The following is an 18,119-nucleotide window of genomic DNA, read 5'->3' as shown; positions in this document are numbered from 1 at the left end:
TGCGTGGCGTGAGAATCTTCCGGCAGCCGAGAGCACGCGTGCCGGATTTGACTTTAACGTGACAATTTAAATCCCTTTAATGCATGTAAAATGACGTGTGCGGCTGCCCGGCTTGTCATATCGCGAAAATCAAGTGTCGGATCAACCTCAACGATCTCAATACCCGAGATGTCAGCCTCCTGGGCTAAAAACCTGACCGCCTGAAGCAGTTCTTCGGTATACAGACCTCCGGGGCCGATCGCAGGACAGCCGGGCGCATGAGCTTGATCCAGCACATCCATATCAACCGAAATAAAAATGGCGTCGGCTCTTTTTTGAACGGCCGGCAAGACCTCTTGTATCGTTCGGAGGAGCCCTTTCTCCCGGATCATCTCCATTGTATGCACGTCTGCCTGCCGCTCTTTTACATATTGTTCATATGCCAAGCTGTTGCTGAACTCCCTGATTCCAAGCTGAATCAGGTTTTGTCCGCTTATGATATTTTCATCTAACAGCCGGCGGAATGGCGTGCCGTTTGTCGGTCCTCCGTCTTCTGTGTTGCGGACGTCGTGGTGGGCGTCGAATTGAAAGACGGCTGTTGTTCCTTTCGTTTCCGCAATGGCTTTAATGGTGGAATAACTGATGGAGTTGTCGCCGCCGAGAATGACGGGCACCCAGTCAGGCTGATCCGTCAGAATATCATAAATGGTCCGATAAATGTGTTCGTGAGATGTGACGACATCCGTGACGTGAATCTGAATATCGCCGATATCGTACAGATGGTCAATGACATGCTCCCGCAGCTCCGCGGAATATGCGGAAATCCCGCCGAGCGCCCGGCGGATCGCACCGGGTGCAAAGCAGGCGCCGGAATGGCTGATTGACGACTTAGAAAGCGGAACGCCGATCAAAGCCGGCCCTTTGATCGTTTGTCCCGCCCACGCTTCCGTCACATCACCGATCCTTGTCACATGGCGGTCGTTGAAGAGGGAGCCGGCTTTTTGCAGAAACGGATACTTATCCAAGAGCGGCTCCCTCCCTTGAAACGACCGTCTTTCCGTTCTTGATGACACGGCGGACATGATTGACGCCGTAATGATACGGGATATACATGTAATTCGGCGCTTCCCAAATGACAATGTCAGCCGCCCGTCCGGCTTTAATTTGTCCGGCCTCTTCGCCTTTTCCGATCGCATACGCGGCATTAACGGTGACAGCGTGCCAGATTTCTTCTGCGGTCATTTTTAAATGAAGCGCGGCAATTGACATGATGAGCTGGAGATTTTCCGTCGGTGAGCTGCCCGGGTTGAAGTCAGTCGCCAAACTGACCCGTACGCCCGCATCAATCATCTCCCGGGCTCTCGCATAAGTGTGTTTGCCAAGATAGAAAGTCGTGCCCGGCAGCAGGACGGCGATCGTTCCGGACTCCGCTAGCTTTTCGATGCCTTCGTCAGACGCCCCCACCAAATGATCGGCAGAAACAGCATGCAGTTCTGCCGCCAATTCCGCGCCGCCGAGCGGGTCAATCTCATCAGCATGGATTTTCAGGCCGAAACCAGCTTCAGACGCCTTTTTCAGGTAGTTCCGCGACTGGCTGACGGTAAAGACGCCTGTTTCTGTGAAAATATCGGCAAATTGCGCGAGGCCTTCTTCTTTTATTTCAGGCAAAAGCTGCAGCATGCGATTCAGAAATTCGTCAGGGCTGTTCCGGTACTCAGGCGGAATGGCGTGTGCCCCCATAAAGGTCGTGACAAGGTCGACCGGCTGGCGCCCGCCCAGTTTTTTCGCTGCGGTCAGCTGTTTCAGCTCCGTGTCTTTGTCGAGTCCGTACCCGCTTTTTACTTCCGCGGTCGTGATGCCGTATGACAGCATGCGTCCGAGGTGAAAAAGCCCTTTTTCAATCAGTTCTTCTTCGGAGGCGGCTTTCGTGTCTTTGACCGTTGACAAAATACCGCCGCCTTGCGCCAGAATATCCAAATAGGACATGCCCTGAATTTTTAAATTCAGTTCTTTTTCCCGGGACCCTCCGAATACAAGATGGGTATGGGGATCGACGAGGCCGGGGGTGACGAGCCGTCCCCCGCAGTCGATGATGTCTCTTGCCTCGTATCCTTCCTCCGCTCCTTGATGTCCGGCAAAAACAATGCGCCCGTCGTGAATGCCGATGACGGCATCTTCCGTGACATGAAGATCCTGCATGCTTCCGCCTGATCGGGGGCCGCCGGATTCCATCGTCAGCAGCTGGCCGATGTTGGTGAGTATGGTATCTATTTGTTTCGGCATGTTACCGCTCCTTTTTCATCGGTATCATAATGTCTTGTTCCTCGGCGACTTGAACCGCTTTTTCATAACCTGCGTCCGCATGGCGGATGATGCCCATTCCCGGATCGCTTGTCAGAACGCGGGAAAGCCGTTGTTCCGCAAGGATGCTGCCGTCAGCGACCGCGACCATTCCCGCGTGAAGGGAATACCCCATGCCGACGCCCCCGCCGTGGTGAAAAGAAACCCAGCTTGCGCCTGAGGCCGTGTTGATCAGCGCGTTCAGCACCGCCCAATCGCCGACCGCGTCGCTTCCGTCTTTCATCGCTTCTGTTTCCCGATTCGGAGAGGCGACAGATCCGCAGTCTAAATGGTCTCTTCCGATGACGATCGGGGCTTTCAGCTCGCCGTTTCTGACCAATTCATTGATGGCGAGCCCCATCTTTTCCCGTTCACCGTAGCCGAGCCAGCAAATACGGGACGGCAGGCCTTGGAATGTGACTTTTTTCTGCGCCATGTCAATCCAGCGGTGAAGGGCTTGATTTTCTGGAAACAGCTCTTTTAATAAAGCGTCCGTGCGGTATATATCTTCAGGGTCTCCCGACAGCGCAGCCCAGCGGAACGGCCCTTTTCCTTCACAAAATAAAGGCCGGATGTAGGCGGGAACGAATCCCGGAAAATCAAAAGCATCGGCGAGACCCTCATCTTTGGCAACTTGACGGATATTGTTGCCGTAATCGAAGACGATAGCCCCTTTTTTCTTGAAGGCAAGCATGGCTTCCACATGCTTTTTCATACTTTGCTTGGATAGCCTTACGTATAAATCGGGCTGATCCCGGCGCAGACGCCCGGCCTCTTCAAGTGAGTATCCTGCCGGAATATAGCCGATCAGCGGGTCGTGAGCGGAAGTCTGATCGGTCACGATGTCAATATGGACGCCGCGGTTCAAAAGCTCATGATGCACCTCAGCCGCATTGCCGAGAAGGCCGATCGATAAAGGTTCTCCGGCTTGTCTGGCTGCTTCGGCCCAGCGCAGCGCTTCGTCAATTGATGCGGTTTTACGGTCGCAATAGTTTGTTTCCATCCGTTTATCAATCCGTGTTTCATCAGCTTCAACGGCGATGACGACGCCATCATTCATCGTGACGGACAGCGGCTGGGCGCCTCCCATTCCGCCAAGTCCGGCCGTCAGCGTTAGGGTTCCTTTCAGACTGCCGCCGAAATGCTGTCTCGCAAGCTCCGCAAAGGTTTCATAGGTGCCTTGCAAAATGCCTTGTGAGCCGATATAAATCCAGCTGCCGGCCGTCATCTGCCCGTACATCATCAGCCCTTTTTTCTCAAGGTCATGGAAATGCTCCCAATCCGCCCATTTCGGCACGAGAACCGAATTAGCCAGCAGGACGCGGGGGGCGCGGCTGTGCGTGCGGAACAGTCCGACCGGTTTTCCGGATTGGATCAGCAGTGTTTCATCATCTTTTAACGTTTTGAGGGAACGCTCAATCGCGTGAAAAGCATCCCAGTTTCGCGCGGCCTTGCCTATGCCGCCGTATACGATCAGATCCTCCGGCTTTTCGGCAACCTCCGGGTCAAGGTTGTTTCGGAGCATGCGGAGCACGGCTTCCTGCTCCCATCCTAAGCATTCAAGTTCGGTGCCGCGGCCGGCGCGGATTGATTTCTTTACATCAGTCATCTTGTCAGTCCTCCTTCATTGGTCATCAGTTTTTGGTGATGTTCATTCGGCAGAAAAGACTCCTTCTTCAGCCAGTCACTCAGATGCTCGATGTCATAAGAAAACACGCGGTCTTCTTGTATGGACGGCACGATGTTCCTCATTTCAAGATAGAGCTGTTTTGTGTACGTAGCGCAATGTTCCGCACCCCGGTATTCCACGGCCTGCAGCGCGCAAATGGCTTCAACGGCAAGCACCCGTCTCGTATTCGCAATGATCTGGTAGGCGTGCCTTGAGGCGATGGTTCCCATGCTGACGTGATCCTCCTGGTTTGCCGATGAAGGAATGGAATCGACACTGGCGGGATGGGCCAGGGTTTTATTTTCTGACACGAGGGAGGCCGCCGCATATTGCATGATCATCGCTCCGGATTGTAAGCCGGGCTGAGGGCTCAGAAAGGGCGGCAGGTCATTCAGCTGCGGATTCACAAGCCGTTCGATCCGGCGTTCAGAAATATTCGCAAGTTCGGCCGCCGCTACTTTGAGAAAATCCATGGCAAAGGCGATCGGCTGTCCGTGAAAGTTTCCGCCTGAGATGATTTTGGCGCCGTCTTCGAAAATGAGCGGGTTATCTGTCGCGGCATTCATCTCAATTTCTAATTTTTCTTTTACATACGCTAATGTCTGCCATGATGCGCCGTGGACTTGAGGAATACAACGGATCGAATAGGCGTCCTGGACACGCAGCTCCCCTTGGACGGTCGTCAGCTTGCTGTCTGACAAGTAATAGCGGATTCGCTCTGCGACATCCATCTGTTCCTGATAACCGCGGGCGGCATGAATGTCCTCGTCAAACGCATCGATAATGCCCTGAAGGCCTTCGATCGTTAAGCTCGCGATCCGTTCCGATTGATAGGCCAGTTTTTCGGCTTCGAGGTAAGCGATCAGCCCCATTGCGGTCATGGCCTGCGTTCCGTTGATCAGCGCGAGCCCTTCCTTAGAGGTCAGGACGGCCGGCTGAAGGTTTGTCTTTTCTAAAGCATGAGCTGTCGGCATCCGGGCCCCTTCGTAAAAGACTTCGCCTTGCCCGATAAGCGCCAGTGCGAGATGAGAAAGCGGCGCCAAATCTCCGCTCGCCCCTAGTGACCCTTGCTGCGGGATGACCGGGTGAATGCGATGATTGAGATACGCGAGCAGTTGATCAATCAGCTCAGTCCGCACGCCGGAAAAGCCTTTCAGCAGGGCATTGGCTCGCAAAAGCAGCATGGCCCGCGATACAGATTCCGGAAACGGATCACCGACGCCGCACGCGTGAGAAAGAATCAGATTCAGCTGCAGATCCGCGGCGTCTTCTTTTTGAATCAGCACATCGCTGAACTTGCCGAACCCCGTTGTAATCCCGTAAATGGTCTTCTCCTCCTGAACGATCCGTTCAACCGCCGCCCTGCTTTTTTTCACACGTTCCATGCTTTCGGCAGATGCCTGAACCTCTTCAAAATCAAACAGCACACGCTGGGCATCTGCGGTTGTCAGTGAGGAACCGTCTAACGTCACCATCATTTCAACCCCTTTTCCTTTACTTTGGTAAAGCGCCCATACAAAAAGGAGCTATGCCATGAAAATGATGTTTCACGCATAGCCCCCTATCATCTGAAATCTATGGGCTGATTCATATGTGATTAATTCCGACTCCGAATGTTTCGTGCTCAAGCCCCTTAATCGGAGCTCCGATCGTGCCGTAAAGTGAAACGGCGATCCAATCGCCTTCCGCCTCGCTTTCATACGGATTTCCCCGCAAGACGGCAAACTTCAGGCCCACGGTACGAAGCAGCGAGCCAAGCAGCATTTCGCCCCGCGTCACTCCGTGCAAAGCTTCCATTGTGGCATGATACAGCGCATGTGATTCGCGATAACCCTCAGATTGAATGACGCCGCTCTTTTTGGAAGCGGTTTCAATTGCAGCTACCACCTTATGCGCATCCATTGAACCCACCCTGCCGAGACAGACTTTCCAGCCGTCCCGTTCCAGCCGGCTGATCTGCTGGTTTTCTTCAGTCTCATGAAGCAGAAGAAGGACGGACAGTCGCCCGATGCGGCGGTCTTTGTGTAAGGTCATATATGCTTCACTCAATTCTTAAATATTCTGATAACTAGTAACTGTTTTTTATATTAAGTGTTTGCGAATCAGAAGTCAAAACTTTTTTTCCAGTCTTTCACAAATCAGATTGCTATCGAAGTAAAGCGGTACATCGTGAAGCCGGCGCTGTTGATCACATATTTCCGCCAGCCGCATCATAAAATGGAGCGTTGTCTTGAAAGCGTTTTAAGAAAAGAAGAGAGCGAGGCGATTTCAGAAAATGAAAACCAGTTTCTTTCGTGTGTGCCTGGTCTCAGCAGCGGTCATCGGGTTCACTCTGCCGCAGGCAAAAGCCCAGCATTCGGTTTTTTCAGAGGTCAGCGTGCATGATCCGTCCGTCATCAAAACAGGAGATACATATTATGTATTCGGCTCGCATTTGGCTTCCGCCAAGTCGAAAAACCTGATGCAGTGGCAGCAGATATCTTCAAGCGTCAATCCCAATAATCCCCTGATCCCGAATGTCTACACCGAATTAAAAGAGACATTCGACTGGGCCCAGTCTGATACGCTGTGGGCGCCGGACGTCGCCCAGCTGGCTGACGGGAAATATTACATGTACTATAACGCCTGTAAAGGAGACTCGCCGCGATCCGCTCTCGGTGTCGCCGTGAGTGACAAAATCGAAGGACCCTACAAAAACAAAGGCATCTTTTTGAAATCAGGCATGGAAGGAAAAAGCGAAGACGGCACGACGTATCATGCAAACGTTCACCCGAACGTCGTAGATCCGCAAACGTTTTTTGACCATAAAGGCAAGCTCTGGATGGTGTACGGCTCTTACTCCGGCGGAATTTTCATACTGGAAATGAATCCGAAAACCGGTTTCCCGCTCCCTAACCAAGGCTACGGAAAAAAACTGCTCGGCGGAAATCACAGCAGAATCGAAGGCCCGTACATCAGCTACAATCCGGAAACGAAATATTACTATCTGTATCTGTCATTCGGCGGACTTGACACAGCCGGCGGTTACAATATGCGTGTGGCGCGCTCTAAAAATCCGGACGGTCCGTACTATGACGCCGCAGGTCATAACATGCTTGATGCTAAAGGAAAAGACGGCAGTTTCTTCGACGACAAAGCAATTGAACCGTACGGGGTTAAACTCATGGGCGGCTATAGCTTCGCCTCACAATCTGAAAAAGGCACGGGCTACGTATCGCCGGGACACAACTCCGTGTTTTACGACGGGAAAACGAAACGATCATACCTCATTTTCCACACCCGTTTCCCGAACAGAGGAGAAGAGCATGAAGTCAGAGTGCATCGGCTGTACATGAACAAAGACGGATGGCCCGTTGCAGCGCCATACCGCTATGCGGGAGAACCGGATTCACACATATCGGCGGTCTCCGCATCCGGAACCTACAAACTCATCCAGCACGGAAAAGACATCACAGCTACGATCAAAACCCCAAAAAACATCCGGCTTAACAACGACGGCACCATTTCCGGGGAAATGACCGGAACCTGGACAATAACGGACAGCAGCAAAGCCCGAATCAACCTGAACGGCACAAATTATGACGGCGTCTTCCTGAAAGAATGGGACTCAGCGAGAGAGAAAGAAGTTGTGACGTTTAGTGTGCTGAGCGGTGATGGGGAGGCTGTTTGGGGAGTGAAGTGACTTTGCAATGCATTTGTAAGTACTAGACTAGTTTTATCCAAAAGAGATATAATAAGTATGTATATGCAATTAACGCAAATCTAATTCTTAAACTTTAGTCCTTGAATAATGTTTTTAAAATAGGAGGGAAGTTCTATTCTTGTATACAAAGATCGTTTGTTTAATAATATTATACTAAATCCATATAACAAAGGAAGAAGAAAGTTAAAAGTGATTACTGCTTATGCTTCCCCTGCTTTTTTACATCATGTACTATATGCACTTAATGAAATTGAAATTGAAATGTACATCGGTATGACTAAATATCAGCCAATAACAGTATGGGATCACAAAGAATACTTAAAAATGGCGAGTGAAACTAATAGATTAAGTGTAAATTATTTTTATGGAGAGAGACCTGTCCACTCTAAAATTATTTATTGGGAGCAGGAGGGATTATTTGCATCAGAACTAGCTTTTGTTGGATCTGCAAACTTTACTAGAAATGGCTATGTTAATTATAGCGAAATAATGGCAGAGGCTGATCCCATAGAAATAGGCAATATTTTTGAAGATATTGGAGAGTATATAGATTTTAAGCATCCTAATATTGAAGAGTATATTACATTTACATATCAGTCTGATTTAAAAAGCTCAGAAAAAGAAGGGTCTGGGTTAGGGAAAATAGTAAAAGAAAAAGAATATAAACATTTTGATTTTCCGTTAACTATTAAAAGTGATAGAAGGAAGATTCATCAAAAATCAGGGTTGAATTGGGGACAGCGTCCGGATAGAGAGTCGAACCAAGCCTATATCCCTATTCCTAAAGAAGTTTATACAACTGACTTTTTTCCAGATAAGAAAATGCAATTCAATTTGATAACAGATGATGGAGAGAGTTTTACATGTGTAGTAGCGCAAGAAAACAATAAAGCTCTTGAGACACCAGAGGATAATAGCATACTGGGAAAATACTTCAGAAAAAGACTCAACGTACCATTAGGCAGTTTTGTTAGGGTTGAAGATTTAGATAGGTATGGGAGACATCATGTCACCATATATAAAATAAATAATGAAACTTATTTTATGGATTTTAGCTAAGGGAGAAATATAATGATTCGATCTGGAATAAGTAAGGTTGAGAAGTTCAGCAGAGTCCTAAAGAGAGAATTAGCAGAAGAGGAAATCAATAAGATAAAAAAAACAGCTGAAGATATGAATGAAAAGATAGGGTTTCCTAATAATGAAACCCGTCAAGGTTTACTGTTTGGACAAGTACAAAGCGGTAAAACAAATAATATGTTGATGACAATTGCTCAAGCCTCGGATAATGGCCATCGTTTATTTATCATACTGACATCTGACAACCTGTGGTTGTATGACCAGACCTTAGAGCGTGTTCAAGAAGCGCTCCCCGGGTTACTTACTCTTGGAAAGGATTCATGGGGAATTGAATCAATGACCTCTAGAATTCAAACAGCGTTAAACCATAACGGAGGAGTTGTTTTAGTTACCACTAAGAATAAAAAAATATTACCTAAAATGCAGGAGTTTATTAAAGAGCACATACCCCGGAATACAAGATCAGTTATATTTGATGATGAAGCAGATCAAGCGAGCTTAAATACGTTTGCCAATACTGAAGTGCAGGATAAATTAAGTGAAGTAAGTGCTGCTATTGTTAACCTTAGAGATTTTTTTAACAATCATGTCTATGTTCAAGTAACCGCTACGCCTCAAGCACTGTTATTACAAGGCGCAAACAAAGAATTCCGACCGGATTTTATTGTGAAATTCAGTCCCGGCGCAGGTTATATAGGGGGAGAAGCGTTCTTTGAAGAAGGTGCTGGTGCTCTCAAGACATTTGCAGACTCAGAGATTGATGACATAATGAACGAAGAATCAGATATTGCTCCCCATACAAAGGGGCTCGCTATCCCTACCGGTTTAAGACAAGCTCTATGCACTTTTTTTATTGGAGCTTCAATTAAAATTTGCAATGGAGAAGGGACAAATTATACATTTCTTTGTCACGTCAGTCATAAACAGGACGACCATCGAAGGTTAGAGACGATGGTTAATGGTTTTATTACAAGTCTATCTAAGGCTTTGCACGAAGAGAACCATGAAACAGAAAAAAATATTGTATATACTTATTTAAATGAAGCTTATCAAGATTTGGTGCAAACTAACAGCAGGACGCCTTCATTTGAATTAGTTATAGCGGAGCTAGCTGATAATATAACCAGCACGCAGTCACAATTAATTATTTCGGGGAGTCATTTTAAAAAACCCAGATACAGTTCCCCATTTAATATTCTAATAGGAGGAAATAAATTAGGCAGGGGAGTAACAGTTAAAAGGCTATTAGTTACTTATTATGGACGTTCCAGTCAAGCGCCAAAAGTTGATACAATTCTTCAACATGCCAGAATGTATGGTTATAGAGAACGAGATTTAGGTGTGCTAAGATTTTTCACATCGTACTCAATAGCTGAGATTTTTACAGAAGCCTATCTTTCTGAAAAAAGATTAAGAACAGTAATTAATAAGGCTGATTCTAGTGACCTTCAAGCATTAGTTCTATCAAGGACAAAACACTCTTTGCTCAGGCCGACAAGATCAAATGTTATCTATCTGGATTCTGTATTATTTTATATGTCAGGAAAACGCTATTTTCCTAGAAATCCATTGGTAAGTAATGTGGGTTTGCTAGATCAGTTATTAGAAGATTATAAAGATGAGCAAGGGCTGGAAATGATAACGATTCAAAGATTGATAGAAATCGTCAATCTAACTAAGTCTAAGAATATTGAGGGCGGCAGCTGGGATGATGAAGCAATTTTAGCTTGTTTGAAAAATATGAAAGAGATGTATAATAACCGTGGCTATATTGCCGTACGCAGAAACAGAGACATAAAAAAGAATGCCAGAACAATGCTGTCATCTGATGATAATTTATTATTCAATCCGCATGGTCCGACTTTAATTATGTATAAGTACACTGGATCTGCGAATAAAGGGTGGTCTGATGACAAACCTTTATGGGTGCCTAATTTAAGGTTCCCAGATGGAAATACCTATTTTATGTTTTCAACTAATGACATACCGAACGATTAAAAATGCTATAAAAGGACGGGACTGATCTTAACGATCGAACATTGATTAAAAAAGGGGGTCAGTCCCATTTTTTTTATTTTTAAACAAATGAAAAACTTGCAAATGTTGTCATTTGCAAGTAACGATTGTATTTTAGATGAGAAATGGAACTTTTTCCTCTTTAACTAACTCTTTAAAAGTCCATTTTGGCTCAATAGAGTCATATTCAATTCCAGCAAACGTTTTTAGTATCGCTTCTGCAATAATTTGAGCAGCTTTTGGAGGGACAGCCATGCCGATTTGCTGTCTTACCTTTTCTTTCTTTCCTTCAAATACAAAATGATCAGGAAAGGTTTGCAGGCGTGCCCGTTCTCTATTGGTTAAGGCGCGGGGCTCTTCCCAATGGTATACGTGAGTGCCGCCGCCCCCGCTTCCAGTCACCGTATAAGATGGTTCATCCGGATGAAGACGTTTATAAATCTGACTCATTCGGGCACCTTTCACTTTAAGTCGTAATTCTTCCGGGATGCCCTCATACCAAGCGTTCTTTCCGGGAGGAATATAATTCAGCATCTCAATAGTTTTTTGATTATGTTTCGTAGGCTCGTGATTTTCAGTAAAATCAAGAATAGGCGGATTATTGAGTGCGTCGTATGCAGTAACATACTGATTAGGAGTAGTAGGAGCGGGAATTTTGAATTCTAAATTCTGGTCTTTTCTGATACCTACTATAATAATACGGTGTCTTTTTTGCGGTACGCCGTATTCCTCAAATTTATATAAGTGAGGAGTGATTGTATAACCCATCCCCGCTTCTCCCAGTTCTCTCAATATCTGAATAAAAGCTTTACCTTCATTTGCACTTTGCAGACCGCCCACATTTTCAGCAATAAAAAATTTCGGATTATGATAATTGAGCACCTTTACACCATATGAGTAAAGAGGGCCGTAATCTCCGCTCATTCCTTTATGTTCTCCAACTATACTGTAATCATTGCAAGGGAATCCAAAGGCTAATGCATCTATAGGAGAGAGGCTTTCTATATCCAATTCTTGTACAGGACCCTCAATTACTGACGGGTCATCAATATTTTTGCAGATATTTCTTCTGTATGTTTTACATGCAGATTCGTCATAATCATTAGACCACTCATGTTTTATGCTGTATTCATTACCGGAACTGTCAACGACACGGGCACTTGTAATTCCTAAAGACAGTCCTCCTGGTCCGCTGAACAATTCTCCTTTTCGGAAGATCATATAAAAACCTCCATTTGTTGATCTCATACACATTATAAACTATAACACATCTTAACGCTAAAAAGAGAACGTTTGTTTCGCGAATTTAAAAGGAGAAAACTTTTGTTTTAATAGAAGATTTAAATGTTTTCATTGAGGGAAAACTTTTACAAATCGGGAGGGGAATCGTATGGCTGACACTCATACAAAAGAACAAAGAAGAAAGAATATGCAGGCGATTAAAGCAAAATCAAAATTAGAAGATAAAGTATCCGCAGCCTTATGGAACAGGGGGCTGCGATTCAGAAGAAATGTTTCATCTCTTTTTGGTAAGCCAGATATAGCTATTAAAAAATACAAAATTGTTATCTTTGTTGATTCTTGCTTTTGGCACGGATGCAGCTCTCACGGAAATCAGCCAAAAAGCAACAAAGTGTATTGGGAGAAAAAACTGAAGCGGAATAAGGAAAGAGATCAAAAGGTTACTTCCTACTATATAAAACATGGCTGGCATATATTAAGGGTTTGGGAACATGCTTTTAAAGAGAATTTTGAAAGAACAATAGATGAGATAGAAACTTTTATAAAAACGAATATGTAAATAACTGATTATAAATTTTTCCGGTGATAAATAATTCCTTTTTCCTATTCATCCAAATAAACCCATAGTGTAACATGAAAATAGTCTATAATGCCCAAAATTTACAAGCGAGGTGTTTACTTATACTAGCAGCGATGAACGCATTATATTCGGCAAGAGCCGACTTTGATATAAAACAAGAGCACATTCAATGCCTTGAAACAAGTCAGACATGAAATAACAAATTTGCAGATATCAACCATTTGATCAGTCAGCCTCATTTATCCCCGCATACGTGGAAAGGGAGCCATGCAAAGGCCTTTGAAGAGTGTCGCGAAGATATGGCACATGCCTGGGCTGATATCAAAAAGGACCAGGTGAACGGGATAATTGAACGCATTAATGAAAAGATTTCTATATTAGAGGGTGACGTGCATACACTTCAGCACAGAATACGATCAATTGAGAATGAGATCCGAAAACAAAAAGAGAAGAGATGAGGTGCGATATGGGACAGGAGATCAAGATGGATTTCCATATGGTAAAGCAGGGGACAAACTGAAGCTGTATCAAGCCCATTTTTGCAAAGTGAGGTTATGCCCTATGTGTGCGTGGCGCCGGTCGTTAAAAATTGCTTATCATAATAAATTAATTGTAGAAGAAGCTAACCGGCAGTACGGTTGCGGGTGGATTTTTCTCACGCTGACTGTCAGAAATGTAGCAGGAGAAGAGCTGAAGTCTAAGATTTCTGACATGATGAAAGGGTTTAATCGTCTCATGAAATACAAAAGGGTCGATACAGCGGTACTTGGCTATTTTAGAGCTTTAGAGATTACTAAAAATCATGAAGAAGATACATATCATCCGCATTTTCATGTGTTATTGCCTGTGAAGAGAAGTTATTTTGGCAAAAATTATATCAAGCAGGCAGAATGGACAAGTCTTTGGAAAAGGGCGATGAAACTGGACTATACGCCGATTGTTGACATTCGAAGAGTCAAGGGAAGAGCTAAAATTGATGCTGAGCAAATTGAGAGCGATGTGCGGGAAGCCATGATGGAGCAAAAAGCAGTTCTCGAAATTTCTAAATATCCTGTTAAGGACACGGATGTGGTGCGTGGCAGCAAGGTGACGGATGATAACTTAAATACTGTGTTTTACTTGGATGATGCGCTTTCTGCGCGAAGGCTGATCGGGTACGGCGGCATTTTGAAGGAGATAGGAGATACATAAAGATCTGAGATCTGAACCTTGAAGATGCGGAAGACGGCGATCTGGTTAAGATTGATGAGGAAGACGATGAGGTGGCAAACAGCGCTTTTGAGGTCATGGCTTATTGGTATCCCGGCATCAAAAATTACATAATCAAGTGAAAGGGAGCAGGCCATGTGGCTTGCTCTCTTACTTTGTGGAACCGTTATTCAATACAAGCAGAAACGATGGCCGTAATGCCAAAGAAGTCCATTATCGCCTCTTTTATTTCAGGGCTGGCTTTTGAAGCTGCTTTGGAGACTGCTTTGTTCCAAGCGGTTTTTTTACTGCGGTATTTTTTCTTGTAATAATTGTAGTACTGATATGTTTTAGTGACGAATGTCTTTACTCCACCCAAGGCTTTTATTGCCTTTTTGATCTTTAACAATTTTGCAGGAGCGAAAGCTAGGCTGGCAAGTGCGGTACCAACAGCACTTATACAACCTAGGACACCTTGAGTCTTGAATGGTTTGTCCGATTGATGAAGCTCAGTTGCAGCGGCGTTCATATCATTGATTAGCGATTGATCATCGATGTTATTTCTGAACCAATCTAAAATTGCATCAGAACCTTGGTTGACCACTGAGTCAGGTATGTTTTCAATTGCGTATAATGCTTTTTGACTAGAAAGCAAACTTGAAAATTCTTTTTCGAGATTAGTGTCTCGAACTAATGATTGATTATTCGGTGATTCAGCGGCTTCAGCGGCTGTCGTTCCAAGGATTGAAAATAAAAACACTGAAACAACTGCCAAAATAATTTTACTTCTGTACTTTAGAACAAATTTCATATTATCCCCCTTTTTTACTTGAAAATACCTTGTAAATTATAAACCATTTTACCGCTTGATTCCATAGCGGAAATTGTGTCATGATGGATTTAGGTATATAAAGTGTTTAACAGAAAGAGTGAGGGGATCAGCAATGAGTGACAAAAAATATGAATCTATACACTGGTTTGCGTCAGTACTAGCGTTTTTATTAATAATTTTGAATAGCTTTTTTACAAAAATTGAGGGTGTAACTGTTGGTATTGCGATTGTATACATAGTGATCATGGGAATTGTTAGGAGTACATGGAAAAAAGCTAAAATAGATTAAGCAGGCCTTCAGGCCTGTTTTTTTATTGCGGTGCAAAAGAGAGAAAATTGTTATGCATGAGTGAAAAAATAAAAAAGTGGACTCGGTGAAAGTCTCCTTTTTTGTAACACGCCTGACGGAAATCGAGAGATTTAGCATGTACACAGGGTTGTGTGTATAAGTGCGCCATTTTCCGTGTGTTCTATTTCCAAAATTGCCACTACTTTTTTTGTTTAGTGGCTGCGATCATTCTTTGTGTCTCTAGCGACTTCCGTAATGCCGCAGTGAGTGTCTCGTGTCTTTCATGCTGTCTTTTTTCGAATTGTTCCATCCGTTCCGCCATTCTTTGGTTGAATTCTTCCTGTCGCTTCATGAATTCCACCAAAGGATTGTCCTGTAGCGATGTAGCGGTATCCGATATGGTCAGTTTTGAACGATATAGGCTTGCTATATGCTTTACTGTTTCGTCGAGTGAGTGTCCATTGATCTTAGTCATTGTACATAGATACTCTAAAGTCTTTACGTCATCCTCGGTATAGAGTCGCCATCCTTTTGAATCTTTATTGAAGGAGTAGCCTTGTTCTTCAAGCATACTGGCATATTTGCGGACAGTCACTGGCTCTATACCGAGGTGTTTTGCAACGTCCTTTGACGATAATTTGACTCCCATGTCCATCACGTATCACCTCGTAAAAAAGGTTCGCTATGGCGAGGCCAGACACCTTTAAGTGTTGCACCCTTTATTGAAAAGGGTGCATTTCAAAAGGAGCGCTGCATACCTAAACAAGAGAAAAACCCAGCCATGACAGGAGACTGACTGGGTTCTTTTGTGTTTGAGTTTGTTTTGGAATTTAGGAGCGGTCACGGAGTGCCCAGTTATACGCACCAAATAAATTGGGACGTACTGGCGGAAATGATCCGCAGGGGCTTTTGATAAAGAGGAGGGGGTAGTAATGCAAAAGATTGATTTTGAAACAGGGATGAAATATGTAAGAGCAACCCTTGGCTTTGAGGGTTTAGTGCTGACAGAAGAAGAGGAAAAGCTCTTAGAAAGGCGGTTTCATGGAGAAATCACAGAAGAAGAATACATACGAAAAGCGCTAGAGCTGTCTTATTCCGGTAGTTCAAAATAAGGGATGTGAAGTTTTCGAGGGGTTGGGAAGGAGCCGAAAAAATGAATGTTGATAAGAAGAGGGAAATCCAAAGAAAATATAAAGAGCAAATGCGAAGGAAAAAAGTGACCTACACTGTAGAAGCAGTGGTTGTTACTGCGATTGTTGTGTTAATTATTTTTTTGAATTGCGTTATTAAAGGATTTTAGGGAAGCAAGCGAATAGGGCGGGAGTCAACGGTAACCGGACCGTAGGGAGGATTAAGGAGTTGACTCACTCAGCGCCACCCGAACCCTTTTAGAATGAAAAAACGCTACGGCTATATCTATGTCGACCGCGGCAATGACGGAAAAGGCACGTTTGAAAGGAAGAAAAAGAAAAGTTTTTATTGGTATAAAGACGTCATCGCCACAAACGGAGAAAGTCTGTAAGCGCAATGTTCCGGAGAAAGCCGGCAAAATTGACATTCAGCAAAGAGAGGAGGACAATAAAAGCAGAAAGGCGGGATTCATATGTTTAAAAAAATTCTTGCAGCAGTAGACGGTTCAGACATGAGCGGCAAAGCTTTGGACGCAGCGATCCATCTGGCGAAAGAACAGCAGGCTGAACTCACCATTCTCTATGCGGGACGTGAAGCCGTTGTCTCCACATCAGCCTTAACAGGGATTGTCTATGTTCCGGAAAACTTCATTGAAGACATCAAACATGAAGTCGAGCAAAAAGGAGCGGCCATTCTGGAAGATGCCAAGCAGAAAGCGGCAGAAAGCGGAGTAAACGCGGAAAGCCTGTACGTCCAAGGCGAACCTGCGCATCAAATTTTAAACATAGCGAAAGAACAGCATTTCAATCTGATTGTCGTCGGAAGCCGCGGAATCAGCGGATTTAAAGAAATGATGCTCGGAAGCGTGAGCCATAAGGTCTCACAATTGTCTCCTTGTCCTGTACTGATCGTTCATTAAACGGAAGACCCTGCTGATGCGGGGTTTTTTTAATGAGAAAAGACCGCCGTCTTTCGAAAAATAGGATGAAATCTTCCTCTGAATCAAGTAAAATGGCTGTTAGTATTTGTCTGAATAAACAGTCAATGATATGGGGGAAGCAAATCAATGCAAGCTGAACAAACATCAAATGCCGTCATCAAAATGGTCATTTCCATGGTCATTTTCGGATCAATCGGCTTTTTCTCGGAACATACGAATGTGCCTTCAATTGAACTGGTCTTTGTGAGATGTCTGTGTGCCTCATTGTTTCTGGGCGTTTGCTGGTTTGGTTCCGGACGGTACCGCACCGAACAATGGAACCGGCGTGAGGTGCTGCAGACACTGGCCTGCGGATTTTTTCTCGTGCTAAACTGGGTGTTTTTATTTAAATCATTTGAGGAGACATCAGTGACGATAGCGATTTCCGTTTATCATCTGGCTCCGGTTCTCGTCCTTCTCCTAGGGAGCCTTATATACCGGGAGAAACTGCATATTGTGTCCGTCACTTCCATCGTGATTTGTTTTCTGGGCACCGCCCTGATTTCCGGCATCAACGGAAGTACATCATTTTCTCAGCTGATGGGATCGGGTATTATTTGGGCCGTGCTGGCCGCCCTTTTTTATGCTTTTACGACACTGGCCGGGAAAGGCATCAACAGCCTCAGCCCATACGCCGTCACCTGTTTGCAGACCGGATTGGGCGTTATCATTCTTCTTCCGTTCGTCCGTTTCGGCGCTTTTTCTGATTTGTCGCATGTGAACTGGATCATGATTGTGTCGACCGGCATCATTCATACGGGAATTGTGTATTTGCTCTTTTTTGACAGCTTGCGGTTTTTATCCACCCGGTTTATTTCAATCATCGTATTTCTTGATCCGGCGGTGGCGATTGTGCTTGACACCGTATTTACGGGATTTCGCCCCGGCCTTTATCAATCTTTGGGGATTGTATTGATTTTTACGGGAATGGCGCTGTCCCTGATTCGAAAGCAAAAAGCCGTGCCGGCGGAAACTCAGGCAGACAGCACCCGTATATAGGCGGCCGTACCGGCTGCTTTTTTTATTTTGGGGCTATTCAGCCATAACGAAAAAGCAGACAAACAGATCATGGAAAAAGAGGATAGTAATTG

The 18,119-nt window shown here is 45.0% G+C and carries 18 protein-coding genes and 2 pseudogenes; 12 read left to right on the top strand and 8 right to left on the bottom strand.

Annotated features, from left to right (window positions below):
• Positions 1-53: 53 nt before the first annotated feature.
• From hutG to hutP, 5 genes are all read right to left on the bottom strand, one after another.
• Positions 54-1,004, bottom strand: a complete 951-nt coding sequence (gene hutG, locus J6600_RS18610) for a formimidoylglutamase (RefSeq protein WP_209387753.1) — start codon at positions 1,002-1,004, stop codon at positions 54-56.
• Complete coding sequence (gene hutI, locus J6600_RS18605) at positions 997-2,262, bottom strand: imidazolonepropionase (protein ID WP_014419269.1); 1,266 nt, start codon at positions 2,260-2,262, stop codon at positions 997-999. Before hutI ends, hutG begins: the two co-directional genes overlap by 8 nt.
• Before the next feature lies 1 nt (position 2,263).
• Positions 2,264-3,928: a urocanate hydratase gene (gene hutU, locus J6600_RS18600; protein WP_095271191.1), complete on the bottom strand. Its 1,665-nt coding sequence runs from the start codon at positions 3,926-3,928 to the stop codon at positions 2,264-2,266.
• Entirely contained in the window at positions 3,925-5,463 is a 1,539-nt protein-coding gene (gene hutH / locus J6600_RS18595) for a histidine ammonia-lyase (RefSeq protein WP_209388367.1), read from the bottom strand. The genes hutU and hutH overlap by 4 nt, the downstream gene beginning before the upstream one ends.
• Before the next feature lie 112 nt (positions 5,464-5,575).
• Positions 5,576-6,022: a histidine utilization transcription antiterminator HutP gene (hutP, locus tag J6600_RS18590; protein ID WP_004393292.1), complete on the bottom strand. Its 447-nt coding sequence runs from the start codon at positions 6,020-6,022 to the stop codon at positions 5,576-5,578.
• A 241-nt stretch (positions 6,023-6,263) separates the two neighbouring features.
• On the opposite strand from hutP, the gene abnB reads away from it, so the two are divergent.
• The 3 genes from abnB to J6600_RS18575 all read left to right on the top strand — a co-directional run bounded on the left by abnB (position 6,264) and on the right by J6600_RS18575 (position 10,769).
• On the top strand, positions 6,264-7,670 hold the full coding sequence (gene abnB / locus J6600_RS18585; protein ID WP_209387752.1) for an arabinan endo-1,5-alpha-L-arabinosidase AbnB: 1,407 nt from the start codon (positions 6,264-6,266) through the stop codon (positions 7,668-7,670).
• A gap of 156 nt (positions 7,671-7,826) precedes the next feature.
• Entirely contained in the window at positions 7,827-8,750 is a 924-nt protein-coding gene (locus tag J6600_RS18580) for a restriction endonuclease PLD domain-containing protein (protein ID WP_280878683.1), read from the top strand.
• A gap of 12 nt (positions 8,751-8,762) precedes the next feature.
• Entirely contained in the window at positions 8,763-10,769 is a 2,007-nt protein-coding gene (locus J6600_RS18575; protein ID WP_209387750.1) for a Z1 domain-containing protein, read from the top strand.
• Positions 10,770-10,901: 132 nt separating this feature from the next.
• Here J6600_RS18575 and J6600_RS18570 read toward each other — a convergent pair whose 3' ends face one another.
• The gene (locus J6600_RS18570; RefSeq protein WP_209387749.1) at positions 10,902-12,008 is read right to left on the bottom strand and encodes a DNA cytosine methyltransferase; all 1,107 of its coding nucleotides are present in this window, start codon (positions 12,006-12,008) and stop codon (positions 10,902-10,904) included.
• 169 nt (positions 12,009-12,177) lie between these two features.
• Between J6600_RS18570 and J6600_RS18565 the strand changes: the two genes are divergently transcribed.
• From J6600_RS18565 to J6600_RS18555, 3 genes and pseudogenes are all read left to right on the top strand, one after another.
• The gene (locus tag J6600_RS18565; RefSeq protein WP_032875610.1) at positions 12,178-12,588 is read left to right on the top strand and encodes a very short patch repair endonuclease; all 411 of its coding nucleotides are present in this window, start codon (positions 12,178-12,180) and stop codon (positions 12,586-12,588) included.
• Between the two features lie 242 nt (positions 12,589-12,830).
• A complete protein-coding gene (locus tag J6600_RS19890; protein WP_209387748.1) occupies positions 12,831-13,067 on the top strand; it encodes a YwqH-like family protein in 237 nt (78 codons plus the stop codon).
• Positions 13,068-13,122: 55 nt separating this feature from the next.
• Positions 13,123-13,940: pseudogene (locus J6600_RS18555) on the top strand (protein rep); the annotation flags it as partial.
• A gap of 44 nt (positions 13,941-13,984) precedes the next feature.
• Here the strand turns inward: J6600_RS18555 and J6600_RS18550 are convergent.
• On the bottom strand, positions 13,985-14,608 hold the full coding sequence (locus J6600_RS18550) for a hypothetical protein (RefSeq protein WP_032875613.1): 624 nt from the start codon (positions 14,606-14,608) through the stop codon (positions 13,985-13,987).
• 133 nt (positions 14,609-14,741) lie between these two features.
• On the opposite strand from J6600_RS18550, the gene J6600_RS18545 reads away from it, so the two are divergent.
• Complete coding sequence (locus J6600_RS18545; protein ID WP_024085988.1) at positions 14,742-14,918, top strand: hypothetical protein; 177 nt, start codon at positions 14,742-14,744, stop codon at positions 14,916-14,918.
• A 199-nt stretch (positions 14,919-15,117) separates the two neighbouring features.
• On the opposite strand, the gene J6600_RS18540 is transcribed toward J6600_RS18545, so the two are convergent.
• A complete protein-coding gene (locus J6600_RS18540; RefSeq protein WP_041482386.1) occupies positions 15,118-15,573 on the bottom strand; it encodes a MerR family transcriptional regulator in 456 nt (151 codons plus the stop codon).
• A gap of 277 nt (positions 15,574-15,850) precedes the next feature.
• On the opposite strand from J6600_RS18540, the gene J6600_RS18535 reads away from it, so the two are divergent.
• The 5 genes and pseudogenes from J6600_RS18535 (at position 15,851) to J6600_RS18515 (ending at position 18,027) form a co-directional block, all read left to right on the top strand.
• Entirely contained in the window at positions 15,851-16,030 is a 180-nt protein-coding gene (locus J6600_RS18535) for a hypothetical protein (protein WP_209387747.1), read from the top strand.
• 41 nt (positions 16,031-16,071) lie between these two features.
• Complete coding sequence (locus J6600_RS18530) at positions 16,072-16,218, top strand: hypothetical protein (protein ID WP_024085986.1); 147 nt, start codon at positions 16,072-16,074, stop codon at positions 16,216-16,218.
• Positions 16,219-16,311: 93 nt separating this feature from the next.
• Positions 16,312-16,440, top strand: a pseudogene (locus J6600_RS18525) (family 1 glycosylhydrolase); the annotation flags it as partial.
• A gap of 81 nt (positions 16,441-16,521) precedes the next feature.
• A complete protein-coding gene (locus J6600_RS18520; protein WP_021494690.1) occupies positions 16,522-16,968 on the top strand; it encodes a universal stress protein in 447 nt (148 codons plus the stop codon).
• A 147-nt stretch (positions 16,969-17,115) separates the two neighbouring features.
• Positions 17,116-18,027 (top strand): DMT family transporter, encoded by a 912-nt coding sequence (locus tag J6600_RS18515; protein WP_209387746.1) that lies wholly within the window; start codon positions 17,116-17,118, stop codon positions 18,025-18,027.
• Positions 18,028-18,119 lie beyond the last annotated feature (92 nt).

Origin of the sequence: Bacillus sp. LJBV19 (genome assembly GCF_017797845.1) — a bacterium.
Classification (GTDB): domain Bacteria; phylum Bacillota; class Bacilli; order Bacillales; family Bacillaceae; genus Bacillus; species Bacillus velezensis.
This window is presented reverse-complemented; position numbering and strand designations above follow the sequence as displayed.

Excerpts from the sequence above, each read along its gene's own strand:
- hutU (WP_095271191.1), bottom strand. The coding sequence starts at position 3,928 with ATGACTGATGTAAAGAAATCAATCCGCGCCGGCCGCGGCACCGAACTT.
- J6600_RS18565 (WP_032875610.1), top strand. The coding sequence starts at position 12,178 with ATGGCTGACACTCATACAAAAGAACAAAGAAGAAAGAATATGCAGGCG.
- J6600_RS18515 (WP_209387746.1), top strand. The coding sequence starts at position 17,116 with ATGCAAGCTGAACAAACATCAAATGCCGTCATCAAAATGGTCATTTCC.
- hutI (WP_014419269.1), bottom strand. The coding sequence starts at position 2,262 with ATGCCGAAACAAATAGATACCATACTCACCAACATCGGCCAGCTGCTG.
- J6600_RS18550 (WP_032875613.1), bottom strand. The coding sequence starts at position 14,608 with ATGAAATTTGTTCTAAAGTACAGAAGTAAAATTATTTTGGCAGTTGTT.
- J6600_RS18520 (WP_021494690.1), top strand. The coding sequence starts at position 16,522 with ATGTTTAAAAAAATTCTTGCAGCAGTAGACGGTTCAGACATGAGCGGC.
- J6600_RS18530 (WP_024085986.1), top strand. The coding sequence starts at position 16,072 with ATGAATGTTGATAAGAAGAGGGAAATCCAAAGAAAATATAAAGAGCAA.
- J6600_RS18575 (WP_209387750.1), top strand. The coding sequence starts at position 8,763 with ATGATTCGATCTGGAATAAGTAAGGTTGAGAAGTTCAGCAGAGTCCTA.
- abnB (WP_209387752.1), top strand. The coding sequence starts at position 6,264 with ATGAAAACCAGTTTCTTTCGTGTGTGCCTGGTCTCAGCAGCGGTCATC.
- J6600_RS18570 (WP_209387749.1), bottom strand. The coding sequence starts at position 12,008 with ATGATCTTCCGAAAAGGAGAATTGTTCAGCGGACCAGGAGGACTGTCT.
- J6600_RS18540 (WP_041482386.1), bottom strand. The coding sequence starts at position 15,573 with ATGGACATGGGAGTCAAATTATCGTCAAAGGACGTTGCAAAACACCTC.
- J6600_RS18535 (WP_209387747.1), top strand. The coding sequence starts at position 15,851 with ATGCAAAAGATTGATTTTGAAACAGGGATGAAATATGTAAGAGCAACC.
- hutP (WP_004393292.1), bottom strand. The coding sequence starts at position 6,022 with ATGACCTTACACAAAGACCGCCGCATCGGGCGACTGTCCGTCCTTCTT.
- hutH (WP_209388367.1), bottom strand. The coding sequence starts at position 5,463 with ATGGTGACGTTAGACGGTTCCTCACTGACAACCGCAGATGCCCAGCGT.
- J6600_RS18545 (WP_024085988.1), top strand. The coding sequence starts at position 14,742 with ATGAGTGACAAAAAATATGAATCTATACACTGGTTTGCGTCAGTACTA.